This is a genomic window from Sphingomonas sp. P3_C6, from assembly GCF_056402595.1.
Map to the genome: position 1 here is coordinate 231869 of NZ_JBFUHB010000002.1, position 19071 is coordinate 250939.

Annotated in this window: 17 protein-coding genes; 8 read left to right on the plus strand and 9 right to left on the minus strand. The window is 65.5% G+C overall.

What is annotated here, in order from left to right:
* Positions 1 to 41: 41 nt before the first annotated feature.
* A complete protein-coding gene (aspS, locus tag AC1DT7_RS04505) occupies positions 42 to 1862 on the minus strand; it encodes an aspartate--tRNA ligase (protein ID WP_478034645.1) in 1821 nt (606 codons plus the stop codon).
* A 103-nt stretch (positions 1863 to 1965) separates the two neighbouring features.
* Between aspS and rnd the strand changes: the two genes are divergently transcribed.
* Positions 1966 to 3144 (plus strand): ribonuclease D, encoded by a 1179-nt coding sequence (gene rnd, locus AC1DT7_RS04510; protein WP_478034541.1) that lies wholly within the window; start codon positions 1966 to 1968, stop codon positions 3142 to 3144.
* A 5-nt stretch (positions 3145 to 3149) separates the two neighbouring features.
* A complete protein-coding gene (locus AC1DT7_RS04515) occupies positions 3150 to 3434 on the plus strand; it encodes an I78 family peptidase inhibitor (protein ID WP_478034646.1) in 285 nt (94 codons plus the stop codon).
* Positions 3435 to 3464: 30 nt separating this feature from the next.
* Here the strand turns inward: AC1DT7_RS04515 and AC1DT7_RS04520 are convergent, their stop codons facing one another.
* Genes AC1DT7_RS04520 through AC1DT7_RS04535 form a run of 4 tightly spaced genes read right to left on the minus strand, consistent with a single transcriptional unit; the run spans position 3465 to position 9041 of the window.
* Entirely contained in the window at positions 3465 to 4961 is a 1497-nt protein-coding gene (locus AC1DT7_RS04520) for a Ppx/GppA phosphatase family protein (RefSeq protein ID WP_478034542.1), read from the minus strand.
* 5 nt (positions 4962 to 4966) lie between these two features.
* On the minus strand, positions 4967 to 7144 hold the full coding sequence (locus tag AC1DT7_RS04525) for an RNA degradosome polyphosphate kinase (RefSeq protein ID WP_478034543.1): 2178 nt from the start codon (positions 7142 to 7144) through the stop codon (positions 4967 to 4969).
* The gene (locus AC1DT7_RS04530) at positions 7141 to 7776 is read right to left on the minus strand and encodes an HdaA/DnaA family protein (protein WP_478034544.1); all 636 of its coding nucleotides are present in this window, start codon (positions 7774 to 7776) and stop codon (positions 7141 to 7143) included. Before AC1DT7_RS04530 ends, AC1DT7_RS04525 begins: the two co-directional genes overlap by 4 nt.
* Positions 7776 to 9041, minus strand: a complete 1266-nt coding sequence (locus tag AC1DT7_RS04535) for a heavy-metal-associated domain-containing protein (RefSeq protein WP_478034546.1) — start codon at positions 9039 to 9041, stop codon at positions 7776 to 7778. The genes AC1DT7_RS04530 and AC1DT7_RS04535 overlap by 1 nt, the downstream gene beginning before the upstream one ends.
* Before the next feature lie 61 nt (positions 9042 to 9102).
* Here AC1DT7_RS04535 and purM point away from each other — a divergent pair, with 61 nt between their 5' ends.
* From purM to AC1DT7_RS04555, 4 genes are all read left to right on the plus strand, one after another.
* On the plus strand, positions 9103 to 10209 hold the full coding sequence (gene purM, locus AC1DT7_RS04540) for a phosphoribosylformylglycinamidine cyclo-ligase (protein ID WP_478034547.1): 1107 nt from the start codon (positions 9103 to 9105) through the stop codon (positions 10207 to 10209).
* A gap of 162 nt (positions 10210 to 10371) precedes the next feature.
* Positions 10372 to 10893 (plus strand): phosphoribosylglycinamide formyltransferase, encoded by a 522-nt coding sequence (gene purN, locus AC1DT7_RS04545; RefSeq protein WP_478034647.1) that lies wholly within the window; start codon positions 10372 to 10374, stop codon positions 10891 to 10893.
* Positions 10890 to 11267 carry an MmcQ/YjbR family DNA-binding protein gene (locus AC1DT7_RS04550; RefSeq protein ID WP_478034548.1) on the plus strand — a complete coding sequence of 126 codons (378 nt, stop codon included), beginning with the start codon at positions 10890 to 10892 and terminating at the stop codon, positions 11265 to 11267. Before purN ends, AC1DT7_RS04550 begins: the two co-directional genes overlap by 4 nt.
* A gap of 86 nt (positions 11268 to 11353) precedes the next feature.
* Positions 11354 to 11974 (plus strand): hypothetical protein, encoded by a 621-nt coding sequence (locus tag AC1DT7_RS04555; RefSeq protein ID WP_478034549.1) that lies wholly within the window; start codon positions 11354 to 11356, stop codon positions 11972 to 11974.
* A 105-nt stretch (positions 11975 to 12079) separates the two neighbouring features.
* On the opposite strand, the gene AC1DT7_RS04560 is transcribed toward AC1DT7_RS04555, so the two are convergent.
* From AC1DT7_RS04560 to AC1DT7_RS04575, 4 genes are all read right to left on the minus strand, one after another.
* Positions 12080 to 12586 carry a GNAT family N-acetyltransferase gene (locus tag AC1DT7_RS04560; RefSeq protein WP_478034550.1) on the minus strand — a complete coding sequence of 169 codons (507 nt, stop codon included), beginning with the start codon at positions 12584 to 12586 and terminating at the stop codon, positions 12080 to 12082.
* Between the two features lie 13 nt (positions 12587 to 12599).
* Entirely contained in the window at positions 12600 to 13022 is a 423-nt protein-coding gene (ndk, locus tag AC1DT7_RS04565; protein ID WP_478034649.1) for a nucleoside-diphosphate kinase, read from the minus strand.
* Between the two features lie 102 nt (positions 13023 to 13124).
* Entirely contained in the window at positions 13125 to 13565 is a 441-nt protein-coding gene (locus AC1DT7_RS04570; protein WP_478034651.1) for a DNA polymerase III subunit chi, read from the minus strand.
* A gap of 107 nt (positions 13566 to 13672) precedes the next feature.
* Positions 13673 to 15139 carry a leucyl aminopeptidase gene (locus AC1DT7_RS04575; RefSeq protein ID WP_478034551.1) on the minus strand — a complete coding sequence of 489 codons (1467 nt, stop codon included), beginning with the start codon at positions 15137 to 15139 and terminating at the stop codon, positions 13673 to 13675.
* Positions 15140 to 15330: 191 nt separating this feature from the next.
* Between AC1DT7_RS04575 and AC1DT7_RS04580 the strand changes: the two genes are divergently transcribed.
* The gene (locus AC1DT7_RS04580) at positions 15331 to 17565 is read left to right on the plus strand and encodes an LPS-assembly protein LptD (RefSeq protein WP_478034553.1); all 2235 of its coding nucleotides are present in this window, start codon (positions 15331 to 15333) and stop codon (positions 17563 to 17565) included.
* Between the two features lie 123 nt (positions 17566 to 17688).
* Complete coding sequence (locus tag AC1DT7_RS04585) at positions 17689 to 19065, plus strand: peptidylprolyl isomerase (RefSeq protein ID WP_478034554.1); 1377 nt, start codon at positions 17689 to 17691, stop codon at positions 19063 to 19065.
* Positions 19066 to 19071 lie beyond the last annotated feature (6 nt).

Below are 19071 nucleotides of genomic sequence, written 5' to 3' on the forward strand. Positions count from 1 at the left end.
CGACTGCGCTCGAAGCGAACGGACGGGAGGGTAGTTCCCGATTACTCCGGGCGAACCGCCTCGACCGTGGGCTTGGCGGTCGCGACCTCGATCGTGCGGATGTTGAGTTCGCGCAGCTGTTTTTCCGTCGCGAAGTTTGGCGCGCCCATCATCAGATCCTCGGCCTTCTGCGTCATCGGGAAGACGATGACCTCACGGATGTTCGGCTCGTCGGCGAGCAGCATTACGATGCGGTCGACGCCCGGCGCAGAGCCGCCATGCGGGGGGGCGCCGCATTTGAAGGCGTTGATCATGCCGGCGAAATTGGTGTCGACATCGGTCTGGGTATAGCCGGCGATTTCGAACGCCTTGTACATGATCTCCGGCTTGTGGTTCCGGATCGCGCCCGAGGATAGTTCCACGCCGTTGCAGACGATGTCGTACTGATAGGCGAGGATGTCGAGTGGGTCCTTCGTTTCCAGCGCCTCCATTTCGCCCTGTGGCATGGAGAAGGGGTTGTGGCTGAAATCGACCTTCTTGGCGTCCTCGTCATATTCGAACATCGGGAAGTCGACGATCCAGCAGAACTCGAAGCGGTTCTGGTCGATCAGGCCGAGCTGATCGGCGACGCGGGTGCGCGCGAGCCCGGCGAGCTTCGCAGCCTGGCCTTCCTTGCCGGCAGCGAAGAACACGCCGTCGTCCGGGCCGAGGCCGAGCGCCTCGGCGATCTTCGCCATGCCCTCTTCGCCATGGTTGTTGGCGATCGGGCCGCCGAAAACGCCGGCCTTGCGCGTGGCATAGCCGAGGCCGGCAAAGCCTTCGCTCTGCGCCCAGGCGTTCATGTCGTCGAAGAATTTGCGGCTCTTGTCGGCGGTGCCAGGCGCCGGGATGGCGCGGACGACATCGCCGCCCTCGACGATTCCGGCGAAGCGGCCGAAGCCGGAGCCCTTGAAACGCTCCGACACGTCCGAGATCAGGATCGGATTGCGGAGGTCGGGCTTGTCGTTGCCGTATTTGAGCATCGATTCGCGGTACGGGATGCGCTTGAACGGTAGCGCCGAGACGGTGCGCCCCTTGCCCTGCCAGTCGGCGAATTCCTCGAACACGCCGTGCAGTACCGGCTCGATCGCGGCGAACACGTCTTCCTGGGTGACGTAGCTCATCTCGAAATCGAGCTGGTAGAATTCGCCCGGCGAACGGTCCGCACGGGCATCCTCGTCGCGGAAGCAGGGTGCGATCTGGAAATAGCGGTCGAAGCCGGCGACCATCAGCAGCTGCTTGAACATCTGCGGCGCCTGCGGGAGCGCGTAGAACTTGCCCGGGTGGACACGGCTCGGGACGAGATAGTCGCGGGCGCCCTCAGGCGACGACGCGGTCAGGATCGGGGTCTGGAACTCGGTGAAGCCCTGTCCGATCATGCGCTGGCGCAGCGAGGTGATGACCTTGGACCGCAGCATGATGTTGGCGTGGAGCCGCTCGCGCCGCAGATCGAGGAAACGATAGCGGAGGCGGATTTCCTCGGGATATTCATTCTCGCTGGCGACCGGCATCGGCAGGTCATGGGCGACCGACTGAACCACGGCAGCGGCGGCGCGCACTTCGATCGCGCCGGTCGCGAGATTGGGGTTCACCGCTTCGGGGGCGCGGGCGACGACGGTGCCGGTGATGGTGACGACCGACTCGTTCTTCAGCGACTCGATCACGTCGAATACGGGGCCGCTGATGTCGGTGACGATCTGGGTGATGCCGTAATGGTCGCGCAGGTCGACGAATACGAGGTCGCCATGGTCGCGCTTCTTGTGGACCCAGCCCGAAACGCGGACCTCCTGCCCGACGTGGTCGGGGCGCAGTTCGGCACAATTATGGGTGCGATAGGCGTGCATGATCGTCTTCTCGTTCAAAATGTTCGGCAGAGTATGCGAAGCGCCGCGCTTCCCCGTCATACGCCGCTTTGTCAAGGCGGCGACACATGTCTATGGGGTTGCGATGCATATCCATCCGTTAATCACCGACAGCGCCACCCTCGCCAATCTGTGCACCCGACTCGGCCAGGCCGACTTCGTCTGCGTCGACACCGAGTTCATGCGCGAGAACACCTTCTGGCCGGAACTCTGCCTGATCCAGATCGCCGATGTGAACGAGGCGGCGGCGATCGACCCGATGGCGCCGGGCCTCGACATGACCCCGCTGCTCGAGCTGATGACCAACAACGAGGACGTGCTGAAGGTCTTCCATGCCGGCGGGCAGGATCTGGAGATCATCTACAATCTCACGGGCAAGACCCCGTACCCCCTGTTCGACACCCAAATCGCGGCGATGGCGCTGGGGCAAGGCGAGCAGGTCGGCTACTCCAACCTGGTCGATGCCTATCTCGGCATCCAGGTCGACAAGGGCGCGCGGTTCACCGACTGGAGCCGGCGTCCGCTCGACGCACGGCAGATCGAATATGCGATCGGCGACGTCACCCATCTCGCGAAGATCTTCCCCAAGATGCTCGAACGGCTGCGCAAGACAGGTCGCGGCGCATGGCTCGACCAGGAGATGGAGCGGCTGGGCGACCCGAAGAACTATGCCAACGATCCGGACGAGGCGTGGAAGCGCGTGCGGATCGCGGGACGCAAGCCGGACGTGCTCGGCCGGCTGAAGGCGCTGGCACGCTGGCGTGAGCTTGAGGCGCGGGGCAAGGACCTGCCGCGCGGCCGGATCGTCAAGGACGAGACGCTGGCCGATCTCGCCGGCCATGCCCCGCGCAAGCAGGCCGATCTCGCCAAGGTGCGCGGCCTTTCCGCGACCTGGGCCGGCAACGATATCGGCGCGCGGCTGATGGCGGCGCTCGAAGCGGCCGAGCCGATGAGCGCCGACGAGATGCCCGCGCGCGACGATCGCAAGCCCGGCCTTGGCAAGGACGGCGCGCTCGTCGCCGACCTGCTCAAGCTGCTGCTCAAGATCCGCTCCAAGGAAATCGACGTCGCGGCACGGTTGCTGGCGCGGAGCGAGGACCTGGAAGCGCTTGCCGCCGGACAGCGCGACGGGATTTCGATCCTGCAGGGCTGGCGATTCGATCAGTTCGGCCAGGACGCGCTCGACCTGGTCGAGGGGCGGCTCGCCTTTGCGGTGGTCAACGGCAAGCTGAAGATGACGCGGACCGAGGATGTCGACGCGTGAGGATAATGGTGCTGCTCGCCGCGCTGACGGCCTGCACGCCGGCACCGCCCGCAGAAACGCCCGCACAGACGCCGCCAGTGGCCGAGGGTAACTGCTCGGCGGAGGCTGCAGGTGATCTGGTCGGCAAGGCCTATTCGGCCGAGGCCGTCGAAAAGGCGCGACTCGCCTCGGGATCGAAGACGGTGCGGGTGATTCGTCCGGGCATGGCCGTGACGATGGACTATCGGATCGATCGGCTGAACCTCGATCTCGACGAGAAGGATGTCGTCACGCGCGTTCACTGCGGTTGACGGACGAACGGGCGGAGACGCCCCGCCCCCTTATGCGGTGACGATCGGCTTCCTGCCGAGAGCGTTGCACAGCGCCGTGTGACGGCGTTCGACCGCCTCGCCGTAGAGCGCGAGATCGTCCGGCGTTACCTGCAGCGTCACGATCTGGCCATCGTCAGTCAGGCGCGAGCGGCGTAGCGGCCCGGCAAGGCCGCCGCTGAGCCGCTGGCCAAGCCGCATCGCGAGACCCCAGGTAACGGCGCGCTTCAGGTCCTCGGTGGTCGCAAGCGATTGCAAGGGTGCCGGGATCTCGGTGCCGCCACCCAGGCTGGTGAACAATGCCTGGGCGACGAGCGCGCGGCCGCGGGCGTCGATCGCGACCCAATTGCCGTGGAGTGCGATCTCGACGCCGCGTTCGGCGCGGAACTCCGGGTTGGCGCGCCAGCCCACATCGGCGAGCAGGCAGGCTGCAAGTCGCAGGCGCGCCTGGGCGGGCGTGTCGCGGGTGAACAGCGGCGCGATCCAGTGATCGAGCAGGTCGCCATGCTCGGCGAAGCGCCCGTGGCGCTGTCCCTCATCGCGTGCCGCGACGATCAGCGGATCCTGCGCACGAACCTCTTCTTCGAGCGCGCCGTAAAGCAACCCCTCACGCAGGCCGAAGGCGGAAACGATCGTCGTCTCCGCCTGAAGATGCTTGAGCAGCACCGCCAGCAGCGCGGCAGCATCGCCAAGCGTTGCGGCCCGGCCCGAGGACAGACCCGGAATGGCGCGCAGCCAGCTTTTCGGCACATGGCTGATCGTGCGGCCCATGCGAGAGATGGCGGGCAAGGTCATCGAATATTGGTGGATTACCGGCAGCGGATAATTGTTCAGATGCATGTCGAGCCGCGCAAGCGCCCGCCACGACCCCCCGACGAGATAGAGCGGCAGCCCCGCGCCGCGCCCGAGCCAGCTGGCGGCCTTCAGCGACTTGAACACCTGGCGCTCGAGTGCCCCCTGCCCCTTGACCCGTACCGCACCGATACGGAGGACGCCTAACGGGAACGATACCCGGTCGCGTACCTTGCCGCCGGAAACACGGACCAGTTCGAGCGAGCCCCCGCCAAGATCGCCGACGATGCCATCGGCATCCGGAATCGCGGACAGGACGCCATGCCCGGCGGCGGTCGCTTCCTGTTCGCCCGACAGAAGATCGACCTTCAGCCCGAGATCCTGCGCGGTGCGGAGCAGCACGCGCCCGTTGGATGCGTCGCGTACGGCGGCGGTGGCGACGGTGCGGAGGCGCGTCACCTCCATCTCGCGCGCAACAGCGGCAAAGCGAGCAAGCGCCTCGGACGCCAGTTCAAGCCCGGTCTCGGCAATCGCCCCGGTCTCGGCCAGACCACGGCCAAGGCCTGCCATCACCTTTTCGTTGAACAGGATCGCCGGCAATCGCTCCGGCCCCTGATAGACGACGAGCCGAATCGAATTGGAGCCGATATCGATGATGCCGGTCCGCGGTTCGACAGCCGATTCGGCCTTGGGCTTACGGAAAACAAGGGTGGCCACGCCCCCTAACGCCTCCGGCTGAGCGAAAGTTTCGGCACGGCGTCACTGGCGGACAGCGCGGCGCCGCGCCCGGACAGCGACGGGTTGGTCATGAAATAGCGATGCAGGTTGAACGGCCGGTCGCCCGGTTCGGTCCGTACATAGCTGCCGTCGGCCTGAAGCTCCCAGCTCTGTTCGTTGTCGATCAGGTTGGCGACCATCACCTGGTCGAGGATCTGATCGTGCACCGTCGAATTCTCGATCGGGAGCATATATTCGACCCGGCGGTCGAAATTGCGCGGCATCCAGTCGGCCGACGAGATGAACACCTTAGCCCCGTCGTTCGGCAGGGCCTTGCCGTTGCCGAACGCCCAGATGCGGCTATGCTCCAGGAATCGGCCGATCACCGATTTCACCCGGATATTCTCGGACAGGCCCGGCACACCCGGTCGCAGGCAGCAGATGCCGCGAATGATCAGGTCGATACGCACGCCGGCCGCGCTCGCCTCGTACAGCTTCTCGATCACCGCCGGATCGACCACCGAGTTCATCTTGGCCCAGATCGCGCCGGGCTTGCCCGCCTTCGCGAACTCGATCTCGGTATCGATCAAGCCCATCAGGCGCCGCCGCAGGTCGCGTGGCGACAGGCTGACCAGCGCCATGTCCTGCGGTTCGACATAGCCGGTGACGTAGTTGAACATCTGCGCGGCATCGCGCCCGATGCGAGGATCGGCCGTGAAGAAGCTGAGATCAGTGTAGATTTTTGCCGTCACCGGGTGATAATTGCCGGTGCCGAAGTGGCAATAGGTGCGGAATTGACCCGCTTCGCGCCGGACGACCATCGAGACCTTGGCGTGGGTCTTCCACTCCATGAAGCCATAGACGACCTGCACGCCGGCACGCTCGAGCGCCGAGGCCCAGAGCAAATTCTGCTCCTCATCGAAACGCGCCTTGAGCTCTACGACCGCAGTGACCGATTTGCCGGCCTCGGCGGCAGCGATCAACGCGTTGATGACGGCCGGCTGCTTGCCGGCGCGATAAAGCGTCTGCTTGATCGCGACCACATCGGGATCGGCCGCTGCCTGTTTGAGGAAGGCCAGCACCACGTCGAAGGTCTCGTACGGGTGATGGACCACGATGTCCTTGGCGCGAATCGCCGCGAAACAGTCGCCATTGAACTCGCGGATCCGCTCCGGAAAACGTGGGCTGTAGGGCGGAAATTTCAGGTCGGGGCGGTCCTCATCGACGATCGATTCCAAGTCGCCCACGCCGAGGAACGCACCACTCTCCGTCACGAAAGCGTCGGGGCCGCCAAGCTCGTCGCGCAGCGCCTTGGAAAGGCCGTCAGGCATGCCGCTTTCGAGCTCGAGCCTGATCACCCGGCCACGGCGGCGGCGCTTGATCGCGTTGGCGAAGTAGCGGACCAGATCCTCCGCCTCTTCCTCGATCTCGATATCGCTGTCGCGCAGCACGCGGAATTCGGCGCCGCCATCGATGCGATAGCCCGGAAAGACGAGCGACGAGAAACGCTTCACCAGCGATTCGACCGCGACATAGCGCGCCCGCTCGCCCGGAAGACGGACAAAGCGCGCCATCGGCGCCGGCAGCATGACCAGCTCACGAATCGGCTCGTTGTCCGACAGGCGGACGAGATCGAACATCACCGCCAGCCCCTTGTTGGGCATGAACGGGAAAGGATGCGCCGGATCGAGCGCCTGGGGCGTCAGAATCGGGAAGATCTGCTCGCGGAAATGCGTTTCGAGCCAGACCAGTTCCTCGGCGGTGACCGCCGCGTCGATCGTCTTGGAGCCAAGCACTTCGATGCCGGTCTCGGCAAGCTCAAGACGCAGGTCGCGCCAGACCGAGCGCTGGCTTTCCACCAGTTCGTCGGCTTCCGCCACGATCGCGGCGAGTTGCTGCCGCGAGGACATGCCATCGACCGAGAGCCGATCGACGTCCTGCAGCTGCTGCCCTTTCAGGCCTGCAACGCGGACCATGAAGAACTCGTCCAGGTTCGAGCCCGAGATGGACAGGAAACGGACCCGCTCAAGCAGCGGATGTGCAGGATTGCAGGCTTCTTCCAGCACGCGCCGGTTGAAGGCCAGCCAGGAAAGTTCGCGGTTGAAATAGCGTTCGCTCCCCTCGCCGCTGACAAAGGGATCGTCGTCATCGTCCAGACGCACGATATGAGCGGGGCGTGTCATAGGTTCTCGATCGGTAATTCTGGGGCGCGACCGGCGATCAGCCCCGCTTCCGCCAATGTGGCGCGTGCGAGCGGAATCGACAAGCGTTTGTGGCGCGCGAGGACCGCCTGATCGAGGATATCGACGGTTCGCAGAAGGGCGATATGGCTGCGTTCGACACGCAGAATCAGCCACTGGATGAGATCCGGCCGGGCATCGAGGCCGCGTCGGAGGAATTGCCGCTCGAACAGCGCCTGCATCAGTGCCTCGTCGGGCGCACCGATTCGCGCAGTCGGACTTGCGGTAAGCCGGGATCGGAGGTCGGGTAGCTTGACTGCCCATTCGGGGGGCGGCGCGTCGGCGACGATGACGAGCGGATGCCTGGTCTCCTGCGCCCGATTCCAGGCGTGGAAGATCGCCGTTTCATTCTGGCGTTCGGCATCGTCGATGATCTCCCCGCCGCTCTTCGCCGCGAAGATCCGCGCGAGCAGGCTCCGCCCCGACTTGCGCGGCCCCGTCAGCACCACGGCCATCACTGGCCAGGTACTCCAACGTTCCAGCTGCTGGACGGCGCGGGCGTTCGAATCACTGACAAGAAATTCGTCGTCACGCGGATCCGGCGGCCAATCGAATGGCAGCGCGATCTGGCTCATCAGTTGGTCGCGTTTTCCGGTGGGGCCGATGGTGGCGCGGCTCCACCCTGCGACGGCGCGCCCCCTCTGCGGATACGCAAGGTCGTGCCACTGCCCTGGACCGTCCATCCGCGCGCTTCGAGCACCGCCCTCAGCGCCGCCGGATCGCCGTCGAAAGTAACCCGCATCACCGACACGCCGCCAAGCGCCAGGCTGCTGGTGAGCGCCGAGCGCACGCCCGGGATGGTCCGCAGCGCAGCCTCGGTCGCCGAGACCGATGCAGCGCCCGGTGTATCGACCTGAATGCTGATCGCGACGCTGCCGCCGGTCGCCTGCACCGCGTCAGTGGTTTCGATCGGCGCTTCGCCCGGTGCCTCTTCCTCGATCACCGGCGTCAGTTCCGGCGGGCGAGACGACAGCGTGGGATCGGTGCGCAGCGAGCCGTTGCGCAGCGCCGCCTGATAGGCGTCGTCGATTCGCTTCACGCCGGCATCGAGCAGGATCGGCAGCGCATCGCCATTGCCGACGCGAAGCGTGAAACGGGCGATGATATGATTATCGGGACCATGGCGCGCCTCGAACACGCCGATGATCGGGCCACCCGGCCATTGGCGCGAGAGCCTGACCACGGGCACGAGCACGTCTGATGCACCATATTGATCGAGAATCGACCGCCACCAGGCGCGGCCAGGCCGTCCAACCTGGCCGGCGTTGAGCAACAGCGAATCGGGGCCCGAACCGGCGGGGCGCACATAGTCGATCGCACTGTTGCCCGTGCGGAAGCGACTCCACGCCTCCTGCCACGGGGTCTTTTGCTCGAAGCCCTGCCCTGCCCCGCCCGACCATTGGATCGGAATGGTCAGCATCGGGGCGGAACGCACCGTTCGCCCGGCAACGCCGAGCAACGCACCCGCCCGCGCGCGGTTGAACAGGACGCCGAGCCGGGCGACATAGCGGTTCGGCCCGATCTGTTCATTCTCGACAACGATGCCCGAGACGATCGAGTCGAGTGTGCCGTCCGAAACCAGCCCGCCGCCCCCGCCGAGCCGCTGCGACAGCATCTGCCATCCCTTGCGCTGGGCGATACGCCAGCCGCCGGTACGAGCCGCGTCGGCGGTCTTGCCGGTCACATCGACATCGACCCCGCTGACCTCATAACTACCCGAGCCGTCGCCGGCCGAAACCGGAGGGCTGCTCTGTTCATCATCCTGCGCCGCGACGATTCCGCCGGTGACGGCGACCATCAGGGCGATCGGAAGCAGGCGGACTAGGCGACGGGATGTCATTGCGCGCCCTTTTGGCGAAGCAATCGTGGAAATCCAAGCAGGATGTGGCTAGTCGCACGCAATGAGCGAAACCGAACGGGCTGACAGCCCCTATACATATGCCCAGGCGGGCGTCTCGATTGCAGCCGGCAATGCGCTGGTGCGCGCGATCGCCCCTCTCGCGAAATCCACCCGGCGACCCGGTGCGGATGCCGATCTTGGCGGCTTTGGCGGCTTCTTCGACCTGAAGGCGGCCGGGTTCAAGGATCCGCTGCTGGTGGCAGCGAATGATGGCGTCGGCACCAAGCTGAAGCTTGCCATTGACCACAACAGCCATGATGGCGTCGGGATCGACCTGGTCGCGATGTGCGTCAACGACCTGATCGTGCAGGGCGCGGAGCCGCTGTTCTTCCTGGATTATTATGCGACCGCAAAGCTCGACGCGGCGGTAGCCGAGCGTGTCGTGGCCTCGATCGCCGAGGGCTGCAAGCAGGCCGGCTGTGCGCTGATCGGCGGCGAGACCGCCGAGATGCCGGGCATGTATGCCGATGGCGACTATGATCTGGCCGGTTTCTGCGTCGGCGCGGTCGAGCGAGACCGGGTGCTGACCGGTGCCGCGATCGCACCCGGCGACGTGATGCTGGGACTCGCCTCGTCGGGCGTGCATTCGAATGGCTTCTCGCTGGTGCGCCGGCTGGCGGCCGACAAGGGCTGGAAACTCGACCGCCCTGCCGTGTTCGACCAGGACGTGACGCTGATCGATGCGCTGATGGCGCCGACCCGCATTTACGTGAAGCCGCTGCTGCCGCTGCTTGCCGAGAAGAGGATCAAGGGGCTGGCCCATATAACGGGCGGCGGCCTGCTGGAGAATGTGCCGCGCGTGCTGCCCGAGGGCGTGCATGCGCGAATCGATGCCGATGCCTGGCCGCAACCGCGGCTGATGGCGTTCCTGCAGGGCCAGGGCGCGATCGAGCCGGAGGAAATGGCGCGGACCTTCAATTGCGGGATCGGGATGGTGGCTGTGGTGGCTGCTGGCGATGCCGATGGGGTGAAGCAGGCGCTGGAGGCGGCCGGCGAGACGGTGTTTGCGATCGGGACGATCGAGGCCGGAGCGCGTGGGTGCACGGTGTTTGGCAGCGACGAGGCGTGGAGTGCGCGGGCTGCGTGGTCGGCGACGCATGAGGCATAGTGTGGCACTGTCCCCCTCCCACTTGTGGGAGGGGTTAGGGGAGGGCCTGTCATCACATGACGCCCTCTCTTTTGGACATGCCCTCCCCCAACCCCTCCCGCAAGCGGGAGGGGAGTCGTGAGGCGCAAGGTCGGCATTCTTATCTCGGGCCGCGGCTCCAACATGATGTCGCTTGCCCAAGCGGCGCGTGACCCTGCCTGCCCGTACGAAATCGCCATCGTCGCCTCCAACAAGCCCGACGCGCCCGGCCTCGCCTGGGCACGCAATGCCGGCCTGCACAGCTTCGCCCAATCGCCCAAGGGCATGCCCAAGGCCGAGTATGAAGCGGCGATCGATGCCGCTCTCCGCGAGGCGGGTGTCGAGGTGATCGCGCTGGCCGGCTATATGCGCCTTCTCTCCGATGATTTCGTCGCGCGCTGGCGCGGTCGGATCGTCAATATCCACCCCTCGCTGCTGCCGAAGTACAAGGGCCTCGACACCCACCAGCGCGCCATCGACGCGGGCGATGCCGTCGGGGGCTGCTCGGTGCATATCGTCACCGAGGAACTGGATGGCGGCGAGGTGCTCGGCCAGGCCGAGGTGCCGATCCTGGCCGGCGATACCGCCGATACGCTGGCAACCCGCGTACTCGCCGAAGAGCATCGCCTTTACCCGAAGGTTCTGGCAGACTTCGCGATGCGATGAGTCCCGATCCCGAGCCAATCCTCGCCAAGGTCCGCGAAATCTGCATGGCCCTGCCCTGCGCCGCCGAGAAAATCTCGCACGGTGCGCCAGCCTTTTTCATCGCGAAGGGCAAGGTCTTCGCCTATTTTTCGCATAACCATCATGGCGACGATCGCACCGCGGTTCAGGTGAAGACCAGCGGGCTGGAAGAGCAGGCGATGCTCGTCGAGATGGACCCGGATCTTTATTATGTGCCAGCCTATATCGGCCATGCCGGCTGGATCGGCCTGCGGCTCGACACGGGCGAGGTCGACTGGGACCATGTCGGGGACCGGATCGCGACGAGCTGGGAATTGGTGGCGCCGCGTAAATTGCTGGAGGCTGGTGGACGATGAGTGACGAAACCCCTGTTCCCCCCGTCGTTCCACCCGTTCCAGACCCAGATCCCGTCCCGCCTCCCCCTCCTCCCGCACGCGACCCGGTGATCGAGACCGCCGCGCGACAGGCGGTGGACCGGGCCGAGGCGGCTGCGACGCGCCGCCGCTGGGTGACCCTGGCCGAACTGGTCGGTGTCGCCGGCCTGCTCATCACGGCGCTGAGCCTGTGGATAAGCTGGTCGGATCGCCGGGCCGACGAGCAGGAGAAGCGCGCCGAAAAGGCGAGCGAGTCCAAGGCGCGCACCCTGGTATTGTTGACCGCGACACCGGAGCATGGCGGCGCTCGCCTGGCGCTGAAGGATGATGCGCACCCGATCCAGAGCGTCGACCTGCGCTTTCCGACGGCGCTGGGCGTGAGCAACCAGACCAGCGTGCTCGAGCCGCATATCGACGCCGACTGGTTTTCCGGAGCGATCCTGGCGGCGACCGATGGTGGACCTGACGCACGTGAAGGCCGTCTGCCCGTACTGATCACCAGCAGTTATTGGGATGCCGACACACAGCGCACCGACAGCGCCATTTACGATGTGATCTGGGAGACCCATGGCAGGGTCATGCGGGGCCGGGCTTTCAGCCTGAAGGGTGTGATCCTGCGGGAGCGGACGTCGCAACCGGCGCGGTTGGAGGCTTTATGGGCGCGGGAGAAACCGAAGCCTGCGAAGTAACAAGCCCGTTCGCCCTGAGCTTGTCGAAGGGCTGCTCTTCCTTGAGGCGTCGGTAGAAAAAGCAGTGCTTCGACAAGCTCAGCACGAACGGAGGATGGGTATTCCCTAGATGTTCCGCGCGAGAACCAGGTCGTCGTGGAGGGTGCTGCCCACCAGGAACTGCCGCTCGCCGATCACGTCGAAGCCCTGACGTTTATAGAAGCTCTGGGCGCGGGTGTTTTTGGCGTAGACGCCGAGCAGGATCCGCTTGCGACCGAGCCGGGCGGCGTCCTCCACCGCAACGTCCATCAGCGCCGGGCCCAGACCAGAGCCGTGCATCAGCGAGAGGGTATAGATTCGTTTGAGCTCGATATCCGCCGGACCGGCCTCGACCGGCAGGTCGGGCTCAGTCAGCACGGCATAGCCGACGGGCGCATCGCCCTTGTCGGCCTCGGCAATGGTCACCGCGCCGAGCGGATCGGTCGCCCAGGCAGCGAATTTTTCGGGGAGGTTGTTCGCCGCGCAATAGGCGACGATATCCCGGCCCTCGATCAGCCCGGCATATGTTTCGAGGAAAGTGGCGGAGGCGACAAGCGACAGGGCGGCGGCATCCGCTGCACCGGCCTGTCGCACCCGCCAGCTCATCTCAGCCGACCAGTTCTTCCGGCTTGAAGAAATAGGCGATCTCGATCGCCGCATTCTCGTCCGAATCCGACCCATGGACCGAGTTTGCCTCGATCGATTCGGCCAGTTCCTTGCGGATCGTGCCGGCTTCGGCGTTTGCCGGGTTGGTCGCACCCATGATGTCGCGGTTGCGCTGAACGGCGTTCTCGCCTTCGAGCACCTGCACGACGACCGGGCCGGAGATCATGAAGGCAACGAGGTCGTTGAAGAAGGGACGCTCACGGTGAACGCCGTAAAAGCCCTCGGCCTGATCCTTGGTCATCTGGATGCGCTTGGAAGCGACGACGCGCAGGCCGGCCTCTTCCAGCATCTTGGTGACGGCGCCGGTGATGTTGCGACGGGTGGCATCGGGCTTGATGATCGAGAAGGTACGGTTCGCGGCCATGACGGTCACGGGCTCCTGTATTTGATGAGGCGGAAAAGTCGCGGTTCCCCTAGGCGGGCGCGGCTTCGGATGCAAGCATGCTCGGGTGACCGGGAGCGCCCGTCAGGCCGCCTGTTCCCACTTGCCGCCCTCATTCTGCTTCCAATAGCGGCGCTCGATACCGTCGCGATCGGCGAGCGCCTTCCAGGCGAGTCGCGCCTCGCCGATCCGGTCTCCGTCGAAGAAGTGGAAGGCGCGGTCGAAGCCAAGCGCCTCTTCGCGCCAGACACCGTCGGCCAGCGCGATGTTGCGTGCGTCATTGTCCGCCATCGGAGCACCGGCGATCAGGATCGGCTGGAGCGAATCGCCCGCCCCCCCCGCCTGGGCGTGAGGGAGGAAACTTTCGGCCGAATAGGTCCAGAGCAGCTTGTCGAGCGCGATCCGCTGGACCGCGCTCTCCGATACGACGAGCAGGCGGCCGCCCGTCTCGACCACACGCTCCGCAATGCGCGGCAGGACGCGGTCGAGCGGTTGGGCGGTCAGATGATAGAAGTCGACCTGCATTTCACTTTCCGTCATGCCGGCTTGTCCCGGCATCCACCGCTCCGCAGAATCGCGAGCCGTTGTTTTGCGGCACGGTGGACCCCGGAACAAGTCCGGGGTGTGATAGCTCAGCCCTCGAAATTGTCGGCCACGAACCGGTCGAGCAGGCGCACGCCATAGCCGGTCGCGCCCTTGTCCCAGGTTGCGCCGGGCTTTTCCGCCCAGACCATGCCGGCGATGTCGAGATGGGCCCAGCGCACGCCGGTTTCGACATAGCGCTGGATGAACTGCGCCGCGGTGATCGAGCCCGCGCCACGCGGACCGACATTCTTCATGTCGGCGATCGGCGAGTCGATCAGCTTGTTGTACGTGTCGGACAGCGGGAAGCGCCACAGCAGGTCGCCCGACGCCTTGCCGGCGGCGAGTAGCTGATCGGCCAGCGAATCGTCGTTCGCGAAGCAGCCGCCATGTTCGTTGCCGAGCGCGATGATCATCGCACCGGTCAGGGTCGCCAGGTCGACGATCGTCTTCGGGTGATGCGTGCGCTGGACCCAGGTAATGGCGTCGCACAGCACCAGCCGTCCCTCGGCGTCGGTGTTCAGTACCTCGATCGTCTGGCCGGACATCGAGGTGAGCACGTCACCGGGACGGATCGCATTGCCGTCGGGCATGTTCTCGACCAGGCCGCACACGCCGATGACGTTCGCCTTGGCCTTCCGCCCGGCGAGCGCCTTCATCGCGCCGACGACGGCGCCGGCGCCGCCCATGTCCCACTTCATGTCCTCCATGCCGGCACCCGGCTTGAGCGAGATGCCGCCGGTGTCGAAGGTCACGCCCTTGCCGACCAGCGCCAGCGCGGGATCGCCGGCCCCTGCGCCATTCCACTTCAGGGCGAGCAGGCGGGCTTCGCGCGCCGAACCCTGGCTGACGCCGAGCAGCGCGCCCATGCCGAGTTCCTTCATCTCGGCCTCGCCGAGCACGGTCACTTCGAGGCCCAGGCCCTCGGTCTCGGCCAGCACGCGGGCCACGAAGGTTTCGGGATAGATGACGTTCGGCGGCTCGGCGACGAGCGTGCGGGTCAGTTCCAGCCCCTCGGTCAGCGCCTTTTGCGGGGCCCATGCAGCCTCACTGCCTTCCGGCGCATTGAGCAGGGTGACCGAGCCGAGCGTCGGCTTCGACTTTTCGGGCAGTTTCGTGCGGTAGACGTCATGACGCCAGCTGCGTTGCGCGGCCCCGCCGGCAAAGCGTGCCGCTGCCTTCGCGGTCGCGCCGGCGCCGGCGAAATCGACGGCGACCGCCTGGACGCCCGAGGTCAGCAGACGCGCGGTCAGCGCGCCGCCGGCACGCTCATAATCGCTCTCGCTACCGCTGCCCGTGCCGATCAACAGCACGCGGCGGACGCCGTCGCCCTGCGGCACGAACGCCTCGACCACCGCCGCCGTCTCGCCTTCGAAGCGGGTGGCGCGGGCGGCGCCCGTCACGATGCGCAGCGATTCAGCATCGAGTTCCCCGGTGCTCAGCCGGTCGAGGCCATCCTTTTCCACGAGAAGCGCAAGCGCGGCGGCGGGAGGGACGGCGGAAAAGCTGATCTGCATGGGAACCTCGGTTTCGGACTTTTTGGTTTTCGATCGTGAAGATTTGGGTGTTCGGGTGTTGAGTCGCTACCCTCTAGGCCAGCCGCATCGTACTGGCAAAACACAGCCGCGATTGCAGCGGGCGGCATCGGATGCGATAGGGCGGCATCATCGCGACCGCATCCGGCGCGCTTGGAGGTGTTTTTTCCAACGTGAAGCGTTCCGATCTTCTCGCGACCTGCGCTCTTCCCCTTGCGCTTTTCCTTGGTACCGCCGCGCGTGCGCAGGACCTGCAGATCCCTGCCGTCCCCCTGCCGCCGCCCGCCGAGACCCAGACGAGCGACGACAAGGTACAGTTCAGCGCGTCGCAGCTCGAATATGTCACCGACGACGATACCGTCATCGCGACCGGCGATGTGCGCATGTATCGCGAAGGGGACAGGTTGCGGGCCGACAAGGTCACCTGGAACCGCAAGACCGGCAAGGTCTTTGCGTCCGGCAATATCGTCGTGGTCAATCCGGGCGGCGATACGGCTTATGGCGATTCGATCGAGCTGACCGATTCGCTGAAGGACGGCATGGTCGACAACATGCTGGTCGTGCTCGAGCGCGGCGGGCGGCTTGCGGCGCGGCGCGGCACCCGCGCGCTCGACGAGACGGTCACGCTGGACGATGCGGCCTATACGCCCTGCACCGTGACCACCTCTACCGGCTGCCCCAAGGAGCCGTCGTGGAAGATCACCGCGGTTCAGGTGGTGTACCGGCCCGACAAGAACCGGATCTATTACAAGGACGCGCGGATCAATCTGTTCGGGCTGCCGACGCTGCCGCTGCCGCGATTCTCCCACCCGGCCGGCGGGGAGAACGACAGCGGGCTGCTGAGCCCGACCTTCCGCTACAACGGCGTCAACGGATTCGAATTCGCCCAGCCCTATTTCCTCGCGCTCGGCCCCAACCGGGCGCTGACCGTCACCCCGCGCATCTACAGCTCGGTCCTGCCGATGGTGCAGGTGGATTACAGCGCGCTCGACCAGAAGGGCGCCTTCCATGTCGGCGGCTATGCGACGGTCAGCCGCCGCAGCGACGATCTGCTGTCGGCGACGCCGACCGATACGGAGCAGGCATTTCGCGGCTATCTCGACGGCGTCGCGCGCTATCAGCTCGACCCGAACTGGAGCGTCAGCGGATCGCTGCGCCTGACGACCGACCGGACCTTCCTGCGCCGCTACGACATCTCCAATGACGACCGGCTGCGGACGACCGCCAAGATCGAGCGGATCGACCCGAACAGCTATTTCGCGGTGACCGGCTGGTACGTGCAGACGCTGCGCATCAACGACCGGCAGGGCCTGCAGCCGATCGCCCTGCCCGAGATCGATTATCGCCGGCGGATGGACGACGGCCTGCTGGGCGGCAAGTTCGAGTTCCAGGTCAACAGCCTGGCGATCACGCGGCCCGCCGGCCAGGACACGCAGCGCGCCTTTGCCAGCGCGCGCTGGGACCTGCGCAAGCTGACGCCCTGGGGTCAGGAAGTGACCTTCACCGCCTATGCGCGCGGCGACCTTTACAACGCCAACGATACGATCGCGACGGCCGTTGCCAGCTATCGCGGCAACGAAGGGTTCCAGGCCCGTGCGATCGGCGCGCTGGCGATCGACGTCAAATATCCGCTGATCGGATCCTTCCTGGGCGGCACGCAGCGGCTCACCCCGCGAGTCCAGATCGTCGCCGCGCCCAAGACGGAGAATATGGGCATCCCCAACGAGGATGCGCGCGCCGTCGACCTGGAAGATTCCAACCTGTTCGCGCTCAACCGCTTCGCCGGATATGACCGGTTCGAGGATTCGGCCCGCGTCACCTATGGCGTCGACTGGGCCGTGGACCTGCCGGGCTTCTCGCTGGATGCGACGGTCGGGCAGAGCTATCGCCTCGACAGCCGACCCGCGATCTTCCCCCAGGGCACCGGGCTGAGCGACCGTACCTCGGACATTGTCGGGCGCACCGAGCTGCGTTTCCGCGACTTCGTGTCGATCACGCACCGGTATCGGCTGGACAAGGACAATCTTGCGGTACGCCGCAACGAGATCGACGCGACGATCGGTTCGCGCAGCACCTATGTGCTGCTCGGTTACCTGCGGCTCAACCGCAACATCGTCACGACGGAGGATTTGCAGGACCGCGAGGAAGCACGCGTCGCCGGTCGACTCCAGTTCGCACGCTTCTGGTCGGTCTTCGGATCGACCGTGATCGACCTGACCAACCGCGACGAGGATCCGCTGTCGCTGTCGGACGGATTCGATCCGATCCGCCACCGTGTCGGCGTGCAATATGAGGATGATTGCCTCAGGATCGGGCTGACCTGGCGGCGTAATTACGAAGATACGGGCGATGCGCGCAGCGGCAACAGCTTCCTGTTGTCACTGGCGTTCAAGAATCTGGGGCGCTAGACGCTGTCGTAGAAGCTGAACTTCAAGAAGATCGGGCAGCGATCTGGGCCGCTAAGCGCCGGTTCAGCAATGGTGGATGATAGCCAGGTCGCGATGGCGCGGGATGGGATTTTGAAAAACGTGATGATTTCGAAGCATAAGGCGGCCAGTCTCGGGCGCAGGATCGGCATGGCGAGCACGGGGCTGCTGGCGATCGTCGTCGCGACCAGCGGCCTGCCGGCCCAGACGGTGAACGACAACAGCACGCCGACGGTGGGGCTCAACATCCCCGAGAACATGCAGATCTTCGGCAAGCTCGATCCGAACGTCCGCAAGGCGACCGCGATCGTCAACGAAGCCGTGATCACCGGCACCGATGTCGACCAGCGCGTCAGCCTGATCGTTGCGGCGAACCAGCTGAAGCTGAGTCCGGAGGACCAGGAGCGCCTCAAGCTCCAGGTGCTGCGCAGCCTGATCGACGAGACGCTGCAAATCCAGCAGGCCAAGACCAGCGATATCCAGGTCACCAAGGACGAGATCGACCAGAGCTTTGCGCGCGTGTCGCAGCAGTTCGGCAAGTCGGTGGCCGACATGCGCACCTATTTGCGCAGCATCGGATCGTCCGATCGCTCGCTGCGCCGCCAGATCGAGGCCGACCTTGCCTGGAACCGCTACCTGCGCCGCAAGGTGGAGCCGTTCGTCAATGTCGGCGAAGACGAGGTCAAGGCCACGATCGACCGCATCAATGCGGCGAAGGGCACCAACGAATATCATCTGAAGGAGATTTATCTGGCGGCTGGTCCGGAGCGGTCCCAGCAGGTCTTCGACAATATGCGCCAGATGATTCAGGATATCGAAAAGGGTGGAAAACCCTTTGAATATTATACTCAATTCTCGGAAGCATCGACCCGCAGCACGCAGGGCGACCTCGGCTGGCTGGGCACTGGCCAGCTCACCTATCTGCCCGCGAGCCTGTCCGAGGCTGCCCAGAAGATGAACATGGGCGAGGTCGCGGGACCGATCGAGGTGCCGGGCGGCTTCTCGATCCTGTATCTCGTCGACAAGCGCCAGGTGCTCACCGCTGATCCGCGCGACGCGCAGCTCACGCTGAAACAGCTCACCGTGCACTTCCCGCCCGGCACGACTCAGGCGGCCGCCGGGACTCGCGTTTCCGAGTTGGAAAAGGCGACCCGTGCCATGCAGGGGTGCGGCAACGTGGCGAAAGTCGCCGGAGAGTTGAACGCTGAAGTGGTCGACAATGCTTCGGTAAAGGCCCGCGACCTGCCGGCACGGCTCCAGGAAATGGTGCTGAAAATGCAGGTCGGCGAAGCGACTCCGTGGTTCGGTACGCCGCAGGATGGCGTCCGTACGCTCGTCCTGTGCGGCCGCGACGACCCGCAGGTTGCCTCCGCGCCTCAGGCCGAGCAGGTGCAGGGCCAGATGGAACAGGCCCGCGTCAACCTGCGCGCCCAGGGCGTGCTGCGCGATCTTCGCCGCGATGCGGTGATCGAATATCGCTAAGGGACG

Bases quoted from the DNA above. Each gene is read 5' to 3' on its own strand.
- AC1DT7_RS04535 (WP_478034546.1), bottom strand. From the start codon at position 9,041: ATGACATCCCGTCGCCTAGTCCGCCTGCTTCCGATCGCCCTGATGGTC.
- AC1DT7_RS04550 (WP_478034548.1), top strand. From the start codon at position 10,890: ATGAGTCCCGATCCCGAGCCAATCCTCGCCAAGGTCCGCGAAATCTGC.
- AC1DT7_RS04530 (WP_478034544.1), bottom strand. From the start codon at position 7,776: ATGAGCCAGATCGCGCTGCCATTCGATTGGCCGCCGGATCCGCGTGAC.
- aspS (WP_478034645.1), bottom strand. From the start codon at position 1,862: ATGCACGCCTATCGCACCCATAATTGTGCCGAACTGCGCCCCGACCAC.
- AC1DT7_RS04525 (WP_478034543.1), bottom strand. From the start codon at position 7,144: ATGACACGCCCCGCTCATATCGTGCGTCTGGACGATGACGACGATCCC.
- AC1DT7_RS04515 (WP_478034646.1), top strand. From the start codon at position 3,150: ATGGTGCTGCTCGCCGCGCTGACGGCCTGCACGCCGGCACCGCCCGCA.
- rnd (WP_478034541.1), top strand. From the start codon at position 1,966: ATGCATATCCATCCGTTAATCACCGACAGCGCCACCCTCGCCAATCTG.
- AC1DT7_RS04570 (WP_478034651.1), bottom strand. From the start codon at position 13,565: ATGCAGGTCGACTTCTATCATCTGACCGCCCAACCGCTCGACCGCGTC.
- ndk (WP_478034649.1), bottom strand. From the start codon at position 13,022: ATGGCCGCGAACCGTACCTTCTCGATCATCAAGCCCGATGCCACCCGT.
- purM (WP_478034547.1), top strand. From the start codon at position 9,103: ATGAGCGAAACCGAACGGGCTGACAGCCCCTATACATATGCCCAGGCG.
- AC1DT7_RS04575 (WP_478034551.1), bottom strand. From the start codon at position 15,139: ATGCAGATCAGCTTTTCCGCCGTCCCTCCCGCCGCCGCGCTTGCGCTT.
- purN (WP_478034647.1), top strand. From the start codon at position 10,372: ATGATGTCGCTTGCCCAAGCGGCGCGTGACCCTGCCTGCCCGTACGAA.
- AC1DT7_RS04585 (WP_478034554.1), top strand. From the start codon at position 17,689: ATGATTTCGAAGCATAAGGCGGCCAGTCTCGGGCGCAGGATCGGCATG.